This window comes from Microvirga puerhi (genome assembly GCF_020089865.1).
In the GTDB taxonomy this organism is placed as follows: Bacteria; Pseudomonadota; Alphaproteobacteria; order Rhizobiales; family Beijerinckiaceae; genus Microvirga; species Microvirga puerhi.
In genome coordinates, this window is record NZ_JAIRBM010000015.1 from 95,986 (window position 1) to 113,555 (window position 17,570).

At 62.4% G+C, this 17,570-nt stretch carries 22 protein-coding genes and 1 pseudogene; 11 read left to right on the forward strand and 12 right to left on the reverse strand.

Annotation, left to right across the window (positions count from 1 at the left end; translation table 11 throughout):
• Positions 1-34 precede the first annotated feature (34 nt).
• Both K9B37_RS18050 and K9B37_RS18055 read left to right on the forward strand, forming a co-directional pair.
• Positions 35-850, forward strand: coding sequence for a nucleotidyltransferase family protein (locus tag K9B37_RS18050; RefSeq protein WP_224314924.1), 816 nt, complete (start codon positions 35-37; stop codon positions 848-850).
• Positions 843-1,565: a metallophosphoesterase family protein gene (locus tag K9B37_RS18055; protein WP_224314925.1), complete on the forward strand. Its 723-nt coding sequence runs from the start codon at positions 843-845 to the stop codon at positions 1,563-1,565. Before K9B37_RS18050 ends, K9B37_RS18055 begins: the two co-directional genes overlap by 8 nt.
• A 20-nt stretch (positions 1,566-1,585) precedes the next feature.
• Here the strand turns inward: K9B37_RS18055 and K9B37_RS18060 are convergent, their stop codons facing one another.
• The gene (locus K9B37_RS18060; RefSeq protein WP_224314926.1) at positions 1,586-1,747 is read right to left on the reverse strand and encodes a hypothetical protein; all 162 of its coding nucleotides are present in this window, start codon (positions 1,745-1,747) and stop codon (positions 1,586-1,588) included.
• A 13-nt stretch (positions 1,748-1,760) separates the two neighbouring features.
• Complete coding sequence (locus tag K9B37_RS18065; RefSeq protein WP_224314927.1) at positions 1,761-1,979, reverse strand: hypothetical protein; 219 nt, start codon at positions 1,977-1,979, stop codon at positions 1,761-1,763.
• A gap of 124 nt (positions 1,980-2,103) precedes the next feature.
• On the opposite strand from K9B37_RS18065, the gene K9B37_RS18070 reads away from it, so the two are divergent.
• The gene (locus tag K9B37_RS18070; protein WP_224314928.1) at positions 2,104-2,685 is read left to right on the forward strand and encodes a type 1 glutamine amidotransferase domain-containing protein; all 582 of its coding nucleotides are present in this window, start codon (positions 2,104-2,106) and stop codon (positions 2,683-2,685) included.
• A gap of 78 nt (positions 2,686-2,763) precedes the next feature.
• Here the strand turns inward: K9B37_RS18070 and K9B37_RS18075 are convergent, their stop codons facing one another.
• Both K9B37_RS18075 and K9B37_RS18080 read right to left on the reverse strand, forming a co-directional pair.
• Positions 2,764-3,780: a Tim44 domain-containing protein gene (locus K9B37_RS18075; protein WP_224314929.1), complete on the reverse strand. Its 1,017-nt coding sequence runs from the start codon at positions 3,778-3,780 to the stop codon at positions 2,764-2,766.
• 79 nt (positions 3,781-3,859) lie between these two features.
• Entirely contained in the window at positions 3,860-4,438 is a 579-nt protein-coding gene (locus K9B37_RS18080; RefSeq protein ID WP_224314930.1) for a hypothetical protein, read from the reverse strand.
• A gap of 528 nt (positions 4,439-4,966) precedes the next feature.
• Here K9B37_RS18080 and K9B37_RS18085 point away from each other — a divergent pair.
• Positions 4,967-6,217, forward strand: coding sequence for a Y-family DNA polymerase (locus tag K9B37_RS18085; protein WP_224314931.1), 1,251 nt, complete (start codon positions 4,967-4,969; stop codon positions 6,215-6,217).
• Between the two features lie 75 nt (positions 6,218-6,292).
• Here K9B37_RS18085 and K9B37_RS18090 read toward each other — a convergent pair whose 3' ends face one another.
• Positions 6,293-7,180, reverse strand: a complete 888-nt coding sequence (locus K9B37_RS18090; protein ID WP_224314932.1) for a branched-chain amino acid aminotransferase — start codon at positions 7,178-7,180, stop codon at positions 6,293-6,295.
• A gap of 162 nt (positions 7,181-7,342) precedes the next feature.
• Here K9B37_RS18090 and K9B37_RS18095 point away from each other — a divergent pair, with 162 nt between their 5' ends.
• From K9B37_RS18095 to K9B37_RS18105, 3 genes are read left to right on the forward strand one after another with little or no spacing between them, the layout of a single operon-like run.
• Positions 7,343-7,861 carry a MarR family winged helix-turn-helix transcriptional regulator gene (locus K9B37_RS18095; protein WP_439651750.1) on the forward strand — a complete coding sequence of 173 codons (519 nt, stop codon included), beginning with the start codon at positions 7,343-7,345 and terminating at the stop codon, positions 7,859-7,861.
• A 12-nt stretch (positions 7,862-7,873) separates the two neighbouring features.
• A complete protein-coding gene (locus K9B37_RS18100) occupies positions 7,874-8,593 on the forward strand; it encodes a response regulator (protein WP_224314933.1) in 720 nt (239 codons plus the stop codon).
• Positions 8,590-9,948 carry an ATP-binding protein gene (locus tag K9B37_RS18105; protein ID WP_439651751.1) on the forward strand — a complete coding sequence of 453 codons (1,359 nt, stop codon included), beginning with the start codon at positions 8,590-8,592 and terminating at the stop codon, positions 9,946-9,948. Before K9B37_RS18100 ends, K9B37_RS18105 begins: the two co-directional genes overlap by 4 nt.
• On the opposite strand, the gene K9B37_RS18110 is transcribed toward K9B37_RS18105, so the two are convergent.
• The 6 genes from K9B37_RS18110 to K9B37_RS18135 all read right to left on the reverse strand — a co-directional run bounded on the left by K9B37_RS18110 (position 9,919) and on the right by K9B37_RS18135 (position 13,409).
• Entirely contained in the window at positions 9,919-10,353 is a 435-nt protein-coding gene (locus tag K9B37_RS18110) for an NUDIX hydrolase (protein ID WP_224314934.1), read from the reverse strand. The two genes, K9B37_RS18105 and K9B37_RS18110, sit on opposite strands and share 30 nt — an antisense overlap.
• The gene (locus K9B37_RS18115) at positions 10,353-10,712 is read right to left on the reverse strand and encodes a tRNA-binding protein (protein WP_224314935.1); all 360 of its coding nucleotides are present in this window, start codon (positions 10,710-10,712) and stop codon (positions 10,353-10,355) included. Before K9B37_RS18115 ends, K9B37_RS18110 begins: the two co-directional genes overlap by 1 nt.
• A gap of 20 nt (positions 10,713-10,732) precedes the next feature.
• Positions 10,733-11,431: a TetR/AcrR family transcriptional regulator gene (locus K9B37_RS18120; protein ID WP_224314936.1), complete on the reverse strand. Its 699-nt coding sequence runs from the start codon at positions 11,429-11,431 to the stop codon at positions 10,733-10,735.
• A 63-nt stretch (positions 11,432-11,494) separates the two neighbouring features.
• On the reverse strand, positions 11,495-12,322 hold the full coding sequence (gene proC / locus K9B37_RS18125) for a pyrroline-5-carboxylate reductase (protein WP_224314937.1): 828 nt from the start codon (positions 12,320-12,322) through the stop codon (positions 11,495-11,497).
• Positions 12,323-12,391: 69 nt separating this feature from the next.
• On the reverse strand, positions 12,392-12,892 hold the full coding sequence (locus tag K9B37_RS18130) for a type III secretion system chaperone family protein (RefSeq protein ID WP_224314938.1): 501 nt from the start codon (positions 12,890-12,892) through the stop codon (positions 12,392-12,394).
• Between the two features lie 241 nt (positions 12,893-13,133).
• Positions 13,134-13,409 (reverse strand): accessory factor UbiK family protein, encoded by a 276-nt coding sequence (locus K9B37_RS18135; RefSeq protein ID WP_224314939.1) that lies wholly within the window; start codon positions 13,407-13,409, stop codon positions 13,134-13,136.
• A gap of 136 nt (positions 13,410-13,545) precedes the next feature.
• On the opposite strand from K9B37_RS18135, the gene lgt reads away from it, so the two are divergent.
• The 3 genes from lgt to pgeF are packed head-to-tail and all read left to right on the forward strand — an operon-like array spanning position 13,546 to position 16,276.
• A complete protein-coding gene (lgt, locus tag K9B37_RS18140; RefSeq protein ID WP_224314940.1) occupies positions 13,546-14,412 on the forward strand; it encodes a prolipoprotein diacylglyceryl transferase in 867 nt (288 codons plus the stop codon).
• Positions 14,409-15,494 carry a class I SAM-dependent methyltransferase gene (locus tag K9B37_RS18145; protein WP_439651752.1) on the forward strand — a complete coding sequence of 362 codons (1,086 nt, stop codon included), beginning with the start codon at positions 14,409-14,411 and terminating at the stop codon, positions 15,492-15,494. The genes lgt and K9B37_RS18145 overlap by 4 nt, the downstream gene beginning before the upstream one ends.
• A gap of 5 nt (positions 15,495-15,499) precedes the next feature.
• Complete coding sequence (gene pgeF / locus K9B37_RS18150) at positions 15,500-16,276, forward strand: peptidoglycan editing factor PgeF (RefSeq protein WP_224314941.1); 777 nt, start codon at positions 15,500-15,502, stop codon at positions 16,274-16,276.
• On the opposite strand, the gene K9B37_RS18155 is transcribed toward pgeF, so the two are convergent.
• Positions 16,257-17,033, reverse strand: coding sequence for an SDR family oxidoreductase (locus K9B37_RS18155; RefSeq protein ID WP_224314942.1), 777 nt, complete (start codon positions 17,031-17,033; stop codon positions 16,257-16,259). The two genes, pgeF and K9B37_RS18155, sit on opposite strands and share 20 nt — an antisense overlap.
• A gap of 293 nt (positions 17,034-17,326) precedes the next feature.
• Between K9B37_RS18155 and K9B37_RS18160 the strand changes: the two are divergent.
• A pseudogene (locus K9B37_RS18160) lies at positions 17,327-17,570 on the forward strand (outer membrane protein); the annotation flags it as partial.

Here is a 17,570-nt window from a genome sequence, read left to right on the forward strand (position 1 = left end):
ACGCGGGCGAAATCTGCCCTTTCGGATGAGGCTGATGACGGTTCACAACCCGGACTTCACCCCAATCGCTCACCCCGGCGTGCCGATTCTCGACGCGAAGGCTGAGCCGACATTGCAATATCCCGAGGCCGAAGCGTTCTATGCCGAGGCGCTGCGGGAGCTGAACCAGCTCGGCCTGCCATTCCTCCTTGCCGGGACCTACGCCCTGTCGGCCTATACGGGCATCACGCGCCCGACGAAGGATCTCGATATCTTCTGCAAGGCGGGCGACTACACGCGGGTTCTGTCCCACTTCAAGGGCCTGGGCTACGCCGTGGAGATCGAGGACGACCGCTGGCTCGGCAAGGTCTTCAAGGGCCGTTATTTCTTCGACGTGATCTTCGCCTCCTCGAACGGCACCATGCCGATCGGCGATCAATGGTTCGAGAATGCCCGGCAGATCGAAGTTTTCGGCTCTCCTGTGCGCATCGTCGGACCAACGGAACTCGTCTGGTCCAAGTGCTTCATTCAGTTGCGTCACCGCTATGACGGCGCCGACGTCGCTCACACCATTCTGAAGGCTCACGACCTCATCGATTGGCATCGCCTGCTCGGATACATGGAAGTGCATTGGGAAGTGCTGCTCATGCACCTCCTGAACTTCCGCTGGATTTATCCGACCGAGCGCGACAACGTTCCGCGATGGGTCATGGACGAATTGCTCGATCGGTTATCCAAACAGCTCGATCTTCCTCCGCCGCAGATGAAGGTGTGCCGCGGGCGCATGTTCTCGCGGATCGACTATGAAATCGACGTGAAGGAATGGGGCTTCGCCGATGTGGGCGGCGAAGGCGAATGGCGGAATGACTGACGCACAAACACCTTTGAAGGTCGCGGCAATGGGCGACCTTCATGTTCGCGAAGACAATGCAGCCTCCTATCGAGAACTGTTCGGGGAAATCTCCAAGGAAGCCGATGTCCTCGTGCTTGCTGGTGACCTGACGGATCTCGGCAAACCGCGCGAGGCCGAGCTGCTGGCCCAGGACATCAAAGCCTGCTCGATCCCCGTCGTCGGCGTCCTGGGCAATCACGATTATGAATGCGGCGCACCGGAAGAGGTTTCGCACATCCTTCGCGACGCCGGCATGCGTGTGCTCGACGGGCAGTCCTGCGAGATCGACGGCGTCGGCTTCGTGGGCGTCAAAGGCTTTGCCGGTGGGTTCGGTCGACGCATGCTCGGTTCGTTCGGCGAACCGGCGATCAAACAATTCGTCGGAGAGGCCATGAACGAGACGCTCCGGCTCGAAAACGCCATGCGCCAAGTCCGCGCCAAGCGTTCCGTGGTCATTCTTCACTATGCGCCAATCACCGATACGATCGAAAGCGAGCCGCTGGAAATTTATCCGTTCCTCGGCTCCTCGCGACTGGCGGAGACCATCGACCGATTCAAGGTGTCGGCCATCGTGCACGGTCACGCGCATCGTGGACGGTTTGAAGGCCGCACGCCTGGCGGCCAGCGCGTCTACAACGTCGCCAAGCATATCGAAAAGCCGAACGGAAAACCCTACGCGATCCTGGAAATCTAAGTTCGGCACTTATCGTCGACCTAAGGTGTCTTGGCCTCCGTGTATTGGCGGTTGAGGAGCTCCGCCATCAACGATGTCGCCTCCTGTTCGCTCAGGCCGGACCTGAAGAGCCGGCCTGAGACATAGATCGCCATGGTGGGCTGCCCTGCGACCACTTCCCGCTTCATCGAAACATCATCCATGGCCATTCTCCCCTCAATAGCGCGTACCCGGATCCGTCGGGTTGCCTGGTAGATAATCGGGCTCCGACCCAGGCCCCCTAGGGTCCGTGATGCCAGGATCGTTGACCGGATAAGGTGTACGTGGCCCGGTCGGGCCAGTGTCGGGCTGCTCATCCGGCGGCGCAGGCGGGACCGTACTCGGAATATTGCCGCCCGGAATCGGCTCCCGATCGGGAATACCTGGATTGGCCATATCGGTTCCTTTGTGCGTTTCGCTCAAAGGGTCAACCGACCGGCTCTGGAGGGGTTCCGACAGGCATCGGAACTCTCAGTCTCCTCGCCCGTTCCCCGCCCATCCCAAAAACAAGGAGAACGCCATGCCCGATATCAAACAGGCAAAGATCCTTATCATGGCGACCGACGGCTTCGAGCAATCGGAGCTCATGGTACCGAAGAAGAAATTGTCGGAAGCCGGCGCGACGGTCGTTGTGGCGTCGCCGACGTCCCGGATGAAGCAGGACAGCATTCGCGGCTGGAACGAGAAGGATTGGGGCGAAAGCGTCAAGGTCGACAAAAATCTCGAAGACATCGATCCGTCTCAGTTCGACGCACTCGTGCTCCCGGGCGGTCAGATCAATCCGGACAAACTGCGTGTCGAGCCAAAAGCCATCGAAATCATCCATGCCTTCTACAACAGCGGCAAAACCGTCGCGGCAATCTGCCATGCGCCATGGCTCCTCATCGAGGCGGGCCTGATCAAGGATCTCAACTGCACATCCTACCACTCCATCAAGACGGATGTGATCAATGCCGGAGGCAAGTGGCGTGACGAGAAGGTCGTGACGGACCGAGGCCTGATCACCAGCCGCAACCCCGGGGACCTTGATGCTTTCAGCGCCAAGATCATCGAGGAAGTTCAGGAGGGCAAACATTCGGGCCGCCGACAGGCCGCCGAATAGGCTCTATCTTCCGCGCATGAAAAAGGGCGGCCGATCCATGATCGGCCGCCCTCGATTTTGCGGGAAGAAGCGCTGTCCTTAAGCCTGCTGGATCGCCGAAAGCTTCCAAGGACCACCCTGATCGCGGCGGAAGGTCCAGATCTCGGTCGCCTCGACCGGACGGGTGGCGTCGCCCTCCACCATGCGGCCGGTGGCCTTGTCGGTCGTCACATCGATGAGGGAGTATCGCATGGCGACCGTCGCGTAGTCCGTACCGCCCTCTCGCCAGGCTTCGGAAAGATCGCCCTGGAGAAGACGAACCCCGGACACGGTGTTCACGACACCGCGCGCGGCATTGTCGTTCAGCTCCTCCTGCATGTAGCCGGCCATTTCCGGCGTCGCCAGCGACCAGAGCTTTGCCACGTCATTGCGCGAATAGGCATCCTGCACGTCGCTCAGGGAGCGCTCGAACGCTCCATAATCCTGCTCGCCGATACCGACCTCGTCACGAACGCCCGGCCGTGCCTGAGACGGCCCTGCCGAACCGCCAAGACCGCCGAGTCCAGCGCCCAGACCACCCAGCCCGCTAAGCCCGCTCGGCCGCGACGGCGGTACCGAGGGACCACCGGAAACGGTCCGGCCATAGCCCTGCGGACCGGCATAGGCCGGTTCCTGTCGACGCCGGAACCACTTCATGGCGAGAGACACGAGGAACACGACAAGGCCGATCTGAAGCAGGAGGCCCAGGAACGAACCGAGGCCCGAGAGTCCGCCGAGGAATCCGTGTCCCATCAGCATGCCGAAGAGGCCGGCGCCGAAGAGGCCTGCCATCAAGCCTGTGCCGAAGCCGAACCGGCGCGGCTGCGCGGCCGATGGATTGGGCATGCCGGGATTGTTGAATGTCGGCCCCTGGTTCGGGATCTGCGACCGCTGCATCGGCGCAGCTCCGCCCGGTGCCGTGTTAGTGCTCGGGGGTGCGCTCCAAGTGCGGGCACCGCGCGAGCCGAAGCTGCCCCGTCCCCCGCCGACGCGAGCCTCCGCCGCGCTGCCAGCGAAAACAAGAGCCGCCGCGAGCACTAGCATTATGCGGCTGCGGCGAGAGGCGATCTTCATCATCGTCGTCTGTCATCCCTTCGGAGCGAGATGCTCCATGCCGTCCATATGGGAGCACTTCGGCGGCAGCGAAAGGGGGGCTCTAAAGGATCGGCCGCTGACGTAGGCGACGGCGGGCCGCCGCGAGCCAGCCACGCCGACCGTCGCCTTTCAGGAAGCCCGACAGGCCGCTGGCTACCTTGGTGGCGGCCTGTCGGGCTGCTTTGACGAACCGGAGCGCTTGCTGCCATGCCCAGGTTCCGGCGAGCCAAGCATGGACGCGGTCCCGAATGGCCACGGTCTTGGCAAAACACCAGGCAAACCAACCGATGGTCAGGAGCTTGTCCCGCCCGATGGCGAACAGACGCTCCGCCAATCCGAGCCCGACCACCTTCGCGATGAAGAAGATCAGCAATCCGGACGCGAAATGCCCAAGGCTGAAAAGATAGAGGGCATAGACCTTGAGGGGCTCGATGATCGCGAGAGGCACGAGAAACAGGGTCAGGATGCCATAAGGGGGAAGCCGCGAAATCAAGGCCTCGAGCCATCGCATGACCGGCAAGCGGGCCAGCGCCTGTACGGCGGGAATGACAAAAGCGCGGAAGATATCATCCACAACCACCACGCAGACCGCGATGGCGAGGAGAAGGGTATTGGCGACCCTGCGAAACGCTTGGGACAAGGATCTGGACAAGAACTGCATACCGAGAAAAGACCTAATGCCGGAAAGCTAAATACCTGCACCTTCAATGTGGAGGCCCTGCGGCCATTCTGCCGAAACTCCGCTTCGGCAAGGCGCCGGATCCCTCCTTTCTGTCCTAAAGGCCCGGATCACACGCTTCGACGCGTCATATTCACCCTCGCCACGCGCGACAGCTGGCTATCTTTCCAAGCTTGCGCGAGAAGACAGAGCTCTCAAATCGAGGCACCGAAATTTCGCAATTCGCGCGGCTCAATTACTTAGTGTTCTTTTTTTGAGCCGGGTATCCTTCTTGCCGCATCCGGCGAGAGTTCAAGACGGCGGGGCGGAAACTCTTTTTGTTCGCATTACGTTCGAAGAGAGAACAAGATTTCGTATTCCCCTGTAACGCAAAGAAAGATCAGTCTTCGCAAGGTAAAACCGTCCCCGTTATCCACAGGTTTCTGACTCGACTCGCGAAAACGCCTGTGTTCCTGATTTGTTCAGACAATTTCTAGAGGTGGGCGTCCGATGCGCAGACCGGCAGGAGTCGAACGGCTCTACGTGGATTTCGATTCATTCTTCGCCAGCGCTGAACAGCATCTCCGACCGGACCTGCGCGGCAGGCCTGTCGGCGTCATCCCAATCGCCTCAGAACATACGGGTCTCATTGCCGTCAGCCGCGAGGCGAAGGCCCTCGGGGTCAAGCGTGGCACCTTCGTCCGTGATGCCCGCCGCCTGTGCCCTGGGATCGTCCTGGTGACAGCGCGGCACGAGCGGTATGTGGATCTGCATCGGGAGATTATTCGCGCCATCGAGACGGTCCTGCCGGTCAAGGCCGTGTGCTCGATCGATGAGATGGTCTGTGTCCTCACGCCGTCTGAACAGACGGATGCGCTCGCTCTCGGCCGAAGCGTCAAAGCCGCGATCGCCCGAGATGTCGGCGCGACCCTCACCTGTTCCATCGGCCTGGGACCAAACGAGCTGCTGGCGAAGATTGCAGCCGAGATGGAAAAGCCGAACGGGCTCGTCATCCTCCATCCTGAGGACCTGCCGGGGCGGCTTCTGTCTCTGCCTCTCACCGACATTCCCGGCATCGCTCGCGGCAACGCGGCCCGCCTCGCCCGGGCCGGAATCAGCGATATGGCCGCCTTATGGCGCGTGCAGCCGAAGGAATTGCGCCGTCTCTGGGGCAGCGTCGAGGGCGAGCGCCTGTGGATGGGGCTGCACGGCTACGCCGTCGAGCGGCCAGAGACCCAAAGGCGCATGTTCGGCCATGGACGGGTGCTCCCAGCGGACTGGCGGCATCTCGAAGGTGCCTATGACTGCGCCCGCGTGCTCCTGGCCAAGGCCGCGAGCCGGATGCGCCGCGGCGGTTTCTCAGCCAAGACGCTGGACTTATGGCTCACGGACCGCCACAGCGCCGACTGGTATGGAGAGGAACGGTTCCAGCCCACCGCGGACGACCCCTCGCTCCTTGCGAGCCTTGCGCGCCTGTTCCGCCATGCCGCCCGAGAGCGGCCCGCCGGTGAACGTCTGCGGAGTGTCCACGTCACCTTGAATGACCTCGTGAGCGCCACAGAACGGGAAGCGGATCTCTTCGGCTACACGACCGAAGCCAGGATCAAGCGGCGGCAGGAACACCTTTCCCTCCTCGCGGACCGGCTGAATGCCCATCACCGGGGCCCTCTGCTGCATTGGGGGCCCTGGGCCGACATTCCCGGAGGCTATGCAGGTGCAAAAATCGCCTTCAATCGAATTCCCGATACGGAAGACTTCTGATCCACCCGGCTCCGGACAGCAAAAAGGGCAGCCGTTGCGCAGCCGCCCTCGAAAACAACGGATCTACTGTAAGCCTTAGGCCGCCTTGGCCTTGGGCTGAACCTCGGCCTCGTAATCCTCCATCAGGGTCTTGGTGAGAGCCCCCGGCTTGAAGGTATAGGAGCCGACCTCGGCGACTGGCGTCACCTCGGCGGCGCTTCCGGTGATGAAGCACTCGCTGAATCCGGCCATCTCCTCGGGCATGATGCGGCGCTCGGCCACCTCGATGCCCCGCCGCTTGGCGAGATCGATCACCGTCCTGCGGGTGATGCCGTCAAGGAAGCAGTCCGCGATCGGCGTGTGCAGAACACCGTCCTTGACGAAGAACACGTTCGCTCCCGTGCATTCCGCAACACGCCCTTGCCAGTCGAGCATGAGCGCATCCGCATAGCCTCGCCGTTCCGCCCGATGCTTGGAGATCGTGCAGATCATGTAGAGGCCGGCAGCCTTGGCCGTGGAAGGCGCCGTCGCCGGATCGGGACGGCGGTACTCGGCCATGTCGATGCGGATCCCCTTCATCTTCTGGGCCGGGTCGAAATAGCTCGGCCATTCCCAGCTGGCGATGGCGAGGTGAATCTTGTTGTGCTGAGCGGACACGCCCATCATTTCCGATCCGCGCCATGCAACCGGGCGCAGATAAGCGTCCCGCTGGCCGTTCTTTTCGAGAACCAGGCGTTTCGCCGCGTCGATCTCGGCGACGCTGTAGGGGATCTCAAAATCGAGGATCTGGGCCGATTTCTTGAGGCGCTCGGCATGCTCGATCGACTTGAAGATGGTGCCGCCATAGGCGCGCTCGCCTTCGAAAACGCTGGATGCATAGTGCAGGGCATGGGTCAGGACATGCACTTTGGCGTCCTTCCACGGTACCAGCTGCCCGTCATACCAAATCCATCCATCACGTTGATCGAAGGGGGTACCGGACATGAGTCTTCTCCTGAAGGGCGACCATATGGCTCATCGGGGTCGCGAAATTTCCGATGCCGTTCCGCGCGGTTTCGATTTCATTCATTTCGCGGAAGCGCCTTGACGAGTAACAATCGTCTTGAGATATGTCAACAACGCTGACGTAAATAATGGACAGAGACGGTGCCCGACGCAATCCCGGTTCTACGTTCCCCCAGGCTCGGCGCCGATATTCGGGCCGACCATCCCGCCTATGATCTCATCGAGTTGCTGTTCTTCGCTTATCGGGATTTCGTCAGCGATCCGGACAGGATCCTGGACGAATACGGCTTCGGGCGCGCGCATCACCGGGTTCTCCATTTCGTCGACCGGCAGCCGGGCCTGACCATAGCGGAGCTCCTTGATATCCTGCGGATCACCAAGCAGAGCCTGAACCGGGTTCTCAAGGAATTGATCGAGAAGCGCTTCATCGAGAGCCGCATGGGCACGTCGGACCGGCGGCAACGCCTCCTGCACGTGACGCCGCAAGGCCACGATTTGGCCTTGAAGCTCGCCAAGTTGCAGACCAAGCGCATTGCACGGGCGCTTTCGGATCTGGAGCCGGACGCCAAGGAGCTGGTGACCCGCTACCTCGTGCGTCTCATCGACCCCGATGATCGGGAGCATGTGGAGCGCCTCGTATTCGGGAAGCAGGAAGTCTGATAAAGCCGGACGATGGAAGTTACACGCATCGATATCCCCGACCATGCCCCCCACATCCTCGTGGTCGACGACGACCGGCGGCTGCGCGATCTCCTTGCGCGCTTTCTGACCGAGAACGGTTATCGCATCACCACCGCCGAAAGCGCCAGCGATGCCAGGGCGAAGGCCGAGAATTTCGTCTTCGACGCTCTCGTGCTCGACGTCATGATGCCGGGAGAATCTGGGTTCGACTATGCCCGCAGCCTGCGCCAGACCTCGCAGATCCCCATTCTGATGCTGACCGCCCGGGCAGAGGCCGGGGACCGCGTTACGGGGCTGGAGATCGGCGCGGACGACTATCTGCCCAAGCCCTTCGAGCCTCGCGAGCTCCTGCTGCGGCTCGGCAACATCCTCAAGCGGATCGCTCCCACGGAGCTGCCGAACGCGTCGGACATTCCCGACATCGTCCGCTTCGGACCGTTCACCTACCGCTTTGACCGTGGCGAGCTGCGAAAGGGCGATGAGATCGTCCGCATCACCGAACGCGAGCGGGAAATCCTGACGATCCTGGGCTCCCGGGCCGGCGACAATGTCCCGCGCGAGGAGCTCGCCGGCAACGGCCTTGCCGCCAACGAGCGCACGGTCGATGTGCAGATCAATCGGCTGCGCCGCAAGATCGAGATCGATCCGGCTAATCCAATCCTGCTGCAGACCGTGCGCGGAATCGGCTACCGCCTCGTGATAGACCGATGAAGCTGAGCACGGCCCTGAAGCTTTCCCCCTTCGACATCGCCATGCGGTGGCTCGGGCGGATTCTGCCGAAGGGGCTTTATGCGCGTTCCCTGATCATCATCATCGCGCCCATCGTGCTACTGCAATCGGTCGTGGCCTACGTCTTCATGGAGCGGCACTGGCAGTTGGTGACGCGCCGCCTGTCCTCCGCCGTCACGTCCGACATCGCAGCGCTGATCGACATCTACGAGAGCTATCCGCAGGATCGCGACGCGACAACGCTCGCCCGCATCGCCTCCGAGCGGCTGCAGCTCGACGTGGACATCCTCCACGACACGGACCTGCCGCCTCCGGGCCCCAAGCCGTTCTTCTCGATCCTGGACGAGACCCTGTCGGATGAGCTGCGCCGGCAGATCGACAGGCCCTACTGGATGGACACCGTGGGACGGTCGAACTTCGTCGAGATCCGCGTCAAGCTCGACCCCACGACGGTGATGCGCGTGCTGACGCGGCGCAGCCAAGCCTATGCTTCGAACTCACACATCTTCCTAGTCTGGATGGGCGGCTCCTCCCTTGTCCTGATGGGCATCGCCATCCTGTTCCTACGCAATCAGATCCGTCCCATCCTGCGCCTTGCCGAAGCGGCGGAAGCTCTCGGCAAGGGGCGTGAGATCGAGTTCCGCCCACGCGGCGCCCGCGAGGTCCGGCAAGCTGGCCACTCGTTCCTCGAAATGAAGCGACGCATCGAGCGCAACATGGAACAGCGCACAACCATGCTGAACGGGGTCAGCCACGACCTGCGCACCATCCTCACGCGCTTCAAGCTGTCCCTCGTCCTCCTGAAGCAGACGCCCGAGGTCGAAGACCTGAAGCGCGACGTCGACGAGATGAGCCGCATGCTCGAGGGCTATCTTGCGTTCGCGCGCGGCGATACTGGCGAGCAGGCCATCGAGACGGACCTGCGGCCCCTGCTCCAGGATCTTCAGTCGGATGCCGAAAGGCAGGGGCACACCACCAGCCTCGACATGGTGGGCGATCCCATCATCACCGTGCGACCCGATGCCTTCCGACGCCTGCTCTTCAACCTCGTCGCCAATGCGGCGCGCCACAGCGACACGATCCAGATCAACGCCAATCACGAGACCCGCTGGCTGGTGCTGCACGTGGATGACGACGGCCCCGGCATTCCGGCGGATCTGCGCGAGGAGGTGTTCAAGCCCTTCGTGCGTCTGGACGAGGCGCGCAACCAGGACGAAGGAGGCTCAGGCCTCGGTCTTGCGATCGCCCGCGATATTGCCCGCTCTCACGGTGGAGACATCACGCTCGGAGACAGTCCTCTCGGGGGCCTACGCGCCACGGTGCGTCTGCCGGCCTGATGCATCTACGCACCATGCTTCGAGGGCATGCCGTGCAGGATCGGTCAACGCCTCCAGCGCGAGAGCCTCTTCGACCGGGAACCACGCGATCTTGGTGTGTTCGTCGCTGGCATTCGTCACATGCCCTGTCCACGCCTCGATCAGATAAGAGTGATATGTCTTTTGTCCGTTTGCCGCAGGATTGGGGTCTACCATCGCCGGCGCTGCGGGGCGAAAGCGTGTCACGGCAATATCGAGCTCCTCGCGGAGCTCGCGAACAAGCGCCTCTTCCAAGCCTTCGCCAGGCTCCACATGCCCACCGAACAAGTCCCAGAAATGAGGATAGGTTCGCTTGTGGCTGGCCCTGAAGCCGAGCAGGACCCGTCGTTCTCCAACGATGAGCAGGCCCTGCACCACCTCATCCATCAGTAAAGCCGCCCGCCGATCGGAACGTCCCGGTCCGGCCGGATCAGCATCACGTCGCCGTTGGCATCCGGCACGCCCAGGGTCAGGACTTCGGACATGAACGGGCCGATCTGGCGCGGTGGGAAATTTACCACCGCGAGGACCTGGCTGCCGACAAGTTCGTCCAGGGAGTGATTAACGGTGATCTGCGCCGAAGAACGCTTGGTGCCGATCTCCGGTCCGAAATCAATCGTCAGCTTGAACGCCGGCTTGCGGGCCTCCGGAAAAGGCTCCGCCGCGACGATCCGGCCGACCCGGATGTCGACCTTCAGAAAATCATCGAATGTGATCGGCGTAAGCCCCGAAGCGACTTGGTCCATATCTCCCCCTGATCGTGCGTTCAGATGGCGGCGGCCGGATTGCTGGTCTCGCCGTTGTCCTTGCGTTTCGTGTAGCTCCGCGACGACCTGCGGTTCTCCATAAGCGCGCGACCGACCGCGCGCAGAGGCGCCGTCAGGCGGCGGACATCCTCCGCGCGCTCCATCACCCGTTCACCGCGTCGCAACTCGCGATCAAGCCGCGCCATGGTCTTGGCCATCGCAGGATCATCGTCATCGAGCCAGGTGCGCAGCGTGTTGGCATAGACGAGCGCCGCTCCCTGAATCTTCAGCGTTCCCAGCGGCCCCTCGGTCGGAATCCCCGCTGCGGCCAGCATGAAGCGCTGCGAATTCAGGGCCTCGCGATTCAACGCCGCCAGCGCCAGCGGATCGAACTGAAGATCCCGGAAGATGTTGCGCAGCGCCCCCTTGTAAGGGGTCAGCGCATCGAAGCGGCGCATGATCACGTCGAAGATGCGCTCGCGCGCGGGTTCCTGCGCAAGGTCCTCAGTGGTCCCTTCCAGCACCTGCTTGTCAATCTGCCGCGACAGAGCGCCAAGGACGGCACCTTTCGACGGGAAGAGCTCACGGAATTCCGCGAGGGACAGGTTGGCGGCCTTGGCGACGTCGCCGACCTCGATCTCGTCCCAACGCCGCTGCGATGCGAGATCCATCAGAGCGTCCACAACCGCCTTGCGCTTGGATGCTACGTCCGCCGCCATCTCACAACCTCCTGCCTGTGAATCTATGCCTTCTAGGCATATGTAGGCCGTACAGGCGGCCCGTCAGCCCGCCAGCTCCTCGGCACGCTTCTTTGCCGCAGCCACGGTTTCCCGCATCAAGGCTTTCAGGCCACCTGGATTGGCCATGAGCACCTGCAAGCCTGCAGCCGTCGTGCCGCCCGGCGACGTTACGTTCTGACGCAGGGTCTCTGGCGACAGATCGCTCTGGAACAGCAGCTCCCCTGCCCCGGTGACCGTCGCGCGGGCCAACCGTTGCGCGAGATCCTCCGGAAGGCCGGCGGCGATGCCCGCCTCCGCGAGGCATTCCACAAGGTGGAAGACATAAGCCGGGCCCGAACCCGAAACGGCTGTCACAGCGTCGATCAGATCTTCGGACGGCAGCCACTCGACGATTCCGACGCTCTTCAGCAGCGAATCCGCGACCAGGCGCTGGGGCTCGGAAACTCCTTCGCTTGCAGCGGCGCCCGTTGCGCCACGGCCGATGCTCGCGGGCAGATTGGGCATCGCGCGCACGACGGCGCGGGAAGCGGGCAGGCGCTTGCGGAGATCGCCGATGGTCTTGCCGGCGAGGATCGACACGATGAGGGTCTGCGGCCCGACCAGCGCATCCAGTTCCTTCGCCGCCTCATCCAGCATCTGCGGCTTGACGGCGAGCACGAGGACCTCGGGTTTCTCCGGGCGCTGCGGATTGAGTGCGATGCCACGATCGGCACAGAGACGGATCATCTCCTCCGAGGGACGAGGATCGATGATGGCAACGCCCTTCGGCGGCATACCTTCAGCCAGCCAGCCTTCGAGCATCGCTCCGCCCATCTTGCCGGCACCGATCAGAATCAAGGACGAGGGCAGATGATGGGCTGGCGCGGACATGAACAAACCTTGAGGCAGATTGCGGGCGCGCAATCTATCCACCTCCTCAAGGCCCTGTCGAGGGTCGGATCAGGCTTCGCCTTCGGTTTCGAACAGAACTGCGTCGAGAGCATCCTTCGCGGACTTCCCGGCCCACATGACGAACTGGAAGGACTGGAAATAGCGTTCGCAGGCTTCTACTGCAACGCGCAGCATGGTCTCGCATTGGCCCTGCGTCGGATCGGCTCCGCCCGCCAGCAGAAGCGCGTGGCGGAACATCACCACGTTCTCTCCGCTCCAGAGATCGAAATGGCCGACCCAGAGCTGCTCGTTGATCCGCGAAATCAGCTGGAGAACGTCCTGGCGTCGTCGGTCCGGCACCTTCAGGTCGAAGGCGCAGGCGACATGGAGCGCCTCGACATCCTCGATCCAGGTGAAGGAGATGTGATAGTCCGCCCATTTCCCGGAAACCGAGACCGACATTTCGTCAGCTTCGGCCCGATCGAAGATCCAGTCCCGCAGAGACGCAAGCCGCTCGACGACATCCAGCGGGTGCTCCAAGCGATCAATTTCGATGTGAAGCTGAGACATATCGTTCCATGAAATCTCTTGCTTGAACAATGCAAAGCACATCCAAGCAATGTCGTAACGTAAACTCTGGCAATTTGGGATTACTCACTTCTGAATACCTTCGTAATCGGAAGCTATTCCCAAATCACCGCGAATCAACTCGTGGAATGACAGTCTTAGATTTTGACTCGCGTCACAATGCGTCGGTCTGACCTTGTCCACAAAAGGTGGCCTTTGGTCACCGACAAGGCTGTGGACGGAGTTAGGCCGATGGGGTGGTAGGAGTCTCTTCGCCCAATTTGGCCTCGAGCGTTGCGACGCGGACCGCAAGCTTTTCGTTTTCCGCCCGGATTGCGACCACCATCTCGCGGAGAACCTCGACCTCTTCCCGGGTCGCGACGTCCATATCCTGGATGAAGCGCTCGATCTGGCCTTTGACCACGGCCTCCATTTCCCGGCGGACGCCCTGCGCGGCCCCGGCAGCGTCCGTCGCGAGGCGGGCGAGTTCATCGAAAAGCCGGTTCGAGCTCTGGGTCATGGGTCTGTCCGTGATCATGGGGCGGCGCGAATGCCGCATGAACTCACACATGGGCATTTTTACCGACCGCCGCAACAGGGTTGACGATGAAGGCTCCAGCGGTCCAATGGCAGGAAACATGATCAAGGCTTCCTGAATGCCTCTCTCCGGCCTCGCCTTTCCCATCATCGATCCGATCGCCTTCTCGATCGGCCCCTTTGCGGTCCGCTGGTATGCCCTGGCCTACGTGGTTGGCCTGATGGGCGGCTGGTTCTATGCCAAGCGCCTGGCGGCCCGAACGGCGCTTTGGACGCCCTCGCCGCAGCCGAAACCGACGGATATCGACGATCTCATCGTCTGGGTCGCGCTCGGTGTCGTCCTCGGCGGCAGGACCGGATACGTGCTCTTCTACAATCTCAGCGCCTATCTGGCCCATCCTTTGGAGATCTTCGCGGTCTGGCGCGGCGGCATGTCGTTCCACGGCGGTTTCCTTGGCGCGGCGCTCGCCATCATCCTCTTCGCCCGGTCGCGAGGTCTCAACGCCCTGACCATTCTCGACCTCGCGTCGACGGTGGCGCCGATCGGCCTCTTCTTCGGGCGGATCGCCAACTTCATCAATGGCGAGCTCTGGGGCCGGCCTGCTCCCGATTTTCCCTACGCAATCGTGTTTCCCCACGGTGGACCCATCCCGCGGCATCCGAGCCAGCTCTACGAGGCCTTTGCCGAGGGACTCATCTTGTTCATCGTCATGGCCATCGCCGTCCGCCGCTTCGGCTTCCGGAAGCCCGGCCTCGTGGGAGGCATCTTCCTCCTCGGCTATGCGATGGCTCGTATCGCCTGCGAGTTCTTCCGTGAGCCTGACGAGCAACTCGGCTTCCTGTTCGGTGGATCGATGTCATTCCTGGCCGGCGGCATAACCATGGGCATGCTCCTGTCCGTTCCGATGGCGATCGCCGGGATCCTCGCAATCGCTCTGGCCGCACGCGGACGGACACGCCCCTCCGCAGCTACTGAAGCCGCGTGACGGCCTTCGCCGACACGCTGCGCGACCTGATCGCCCTTGAGGGGCCGATCACCGTCGAGCGCTATATGGGCCTGTGTCTGACCCATTATTACGCGACCCGTGACCCTCTCGGGCAGGCGGGCGACTTCACGACCGCGCCGGAAATCAGCCAGATGTTCGGAGAGCTGATCGGCCTGTGGATGCTCGATATCTGGAATGGAATGGGCCGTCCGTCCGGCCTGCGCCTCGTCGAGCTGGGCCCGGGCCGCGGCACGCTGATGGCGGATCTCCTGCGCGCCGCGCGGCTTCTGCCGGACTTTCTCGCCAACGCGTCGGTCCACCTCGTCGAAACGAGTCCGGTGCTTAGGGAGCGCCAGCAGGTAACGCTCTCGAAGACTGCCGTCCCCGTCACCTGGCACGATCGGCTCGAGGACGTACCGGACGGGCCCATACTGCTCGTGGCCAACGAATTCTTCGATGCCCTACCGGTTCGGCAGTTCCTGGCGACGGAGCGCGGCTGGTGCGAGCGCTTCGTCGGCCTCGACGGTGAGGCTCTGACGTTCGGCCTGAACCCGGAACCCGAGACCTCTCTCGGCGCGCCCATACGGCGAGGCGATGTCCTCGAATGGCCCTCGGCTACAATCTCTCTAATACAGCACCTGACCCGACGCCTCGCACAGAGAGGTGGTACCGCCCTGATCATCGATTACGGTTATTGGGGTCCGGCCTTTGGGGATACCCTGCAGGCTCTGAAAGGCCATGCCTCTGTCGATCCTCTTGCCGAAGCCGGTGAGGCAGACCTGACCACGCATGTGGATTTTCATCGGTTGGCCGAGATCGCCGCGGGCGAGCAGATCCGCGTGCATGGGATGACGACGCAAGGGGATTTCCTGGAAGCGCTGGGGATTGCCGCACGGGCCACGGCGCTCAAGCAGCGAGCGACACCTGATCAGGCAGATGCCATCGACCGAGCCCTCGCACGCCTCACGGAGCGCGGGCCGAAGGGCATGGGGGAGCTCTTTAAGGTTTTGGCGTTAACCCATCCGGACCTTCCGGCCGTCCCCGGCCTGGCCATCCATCCCCTCTCCTCGGCAAGGACCTGAAGCTCATGTTCGTCGAAGCGCCAGAACTCGCCTCCTATCCGAATCTGCGGCATGCCTTCTTCACGCGCGAGGGCGGCGTCTCCGAGGGGCTCTATGCGTCCCTGAACGGCGGCCTCGGATCATCGGATGATCCCGAGAAGGTGCGCGAGAACCGCCGCCGTATGGCGACGGAGCTCGAAGTGGCACCTGGGGCCCTGGTGAGCGTGCATCAAGTCCATTCGGCCGATGCCGTAGTCCTCGACGCCCCCTGGAGCGGTCCGCGTCCGAAGGCAGATGCGATGGTGACGGCGGTGCCAGGTATCGCTCTTGCCATCACGACCGCCGATTGCGGCCCCGTCCTGTTCGCCGATCCGCATGTGGGGATTATCGGGGCCGCCCATGCTGGCTGGCGCGGGGCCTTCACGGGCATTCTGGAATCAACCATCGAGGCGATGGAGACGCTTGGCGCCAGACGAGACAAAATCGTTGCGGTGCTCGGCCCGACCATCAGCCAACCCGCCTATGAAGTCGGATCCGACTTCAAACTGCGCTTCCTCGAACAGGGCCCAGAGAACGAGGCGTTCTTCGTGCCGAGCGGGCGGCCGGACCACGCCATGTTCGACCTGCCCGGCTATATCGGACGTCGACTTGAGAAAGCCGGAATCCGCGAATTCGCCAATCTGGGTCTGTGCACCTACGCCGACGAGGAACGCTTTTTCAGCTATCGGCGCACCACGCACCGGAACGAGCCGGATTACGGACGCCTGATCTCGGCGATCACGCTCATTCCTTCATATTTGTGACGTCCGGCGTCTCCCATGCCAGATGCTGCCCGCCATCGACGGCGATCATCTGGCCAGTGACGCTGCGGGCGCCGAGCAAATACATCAGCGCGTCGCCGATATCCTCGGGGCTGCTGCCGCGCCGCAGGAGCAGTGCCTCGTTCTGCTTGGCGAAATCGTCCTCGTCCTGGCGGGCGTTCGCAAGCGTCGGCCCGGGGCCAATGGCGTTGACCCGGATGCGCGGAGCAAGGGCCTGCGCCATCGTGCGCGTCGCCGCATAGAGTGCGGATTTCGTCAGGGTGTACGAGAAGAATTGCGGCGTCGGCTTCCAGACCCGCTGATCGACAATATGGACGATGAGCCCCCTCGCCTCTTCCGGGAGGTGGCGGGCGAAGTCGCGCGAGAGCAAGGCCGGCGCACGCAGGTTCACGGCAAAATGCCGATCCCATCGTTCGGCTGAAAAAGTCAGGACTTCATCCGGCTCGAACTCGGATGCGTTGTTCACCAGAAGCGTCAACGGTCCGATGGCAGCATGGCTCATGCCGATCAGACCTTCGACCGCCTGCGCATCGGAGAGATCTGCCCGGACGATAGCAGCATGACCGCCCGCCTCATTGATCGTCTTCGCGAGTTCTTCTGCTTCGGCAGTCGAGCGGTTGCAATGGATCGCGACGGAAAACCCTTCGCGCGAGAGCCTCTCGACGAGATGACGGCCGATCCGCTGCGCCCCTCCCGTGACCAGTGCAGCTTTTTTTGCTCTTTTTTGCCGTGATGGCACGCGACAATCCTCCTTAAGGTTAGGTGTGAAAAGTCACCTCACATGAGAAAGCTTCACTTTTCCGGATGACGCCTCGAACAAACTAGGCCGTCAAGCGTTCTGGAAACAGGGGATGCCACAAGGGGAATTACACATACTGTCTGCCACAATCCTGACACAGTGCCTTTCGGCGCTGTGGTGGACAAGACACAGCCCTCACGAGGCTCTCGCCTTATAAAGCACTCGTCGTCTGACTCGGCCCGAGGCTGTTGTGTGCGTGCATTGGGACCGGGCACGTGGAATAGGAAAGTATCATGAAAAAAATCCTCCTCGCAAGTGTTGCTCTTTTTGGTTTCGCCGGAGCTGCTTCGGCTGCTGACCTGCCCGTGCGTGCCGCTCCCCCGGCTCCGATCATCGCAGCGGTTCCGGTCTTCACCTGGACCGGCTTCTATGTCGGTGTGAACGCCGGCTATGGCTGGAACACCAACAACGAAAACGTGTTCGTTCCGGGCATCGGCTTCGTCGATTCCGGCAGCAACGGCGGCTTCGTCGGCGGCG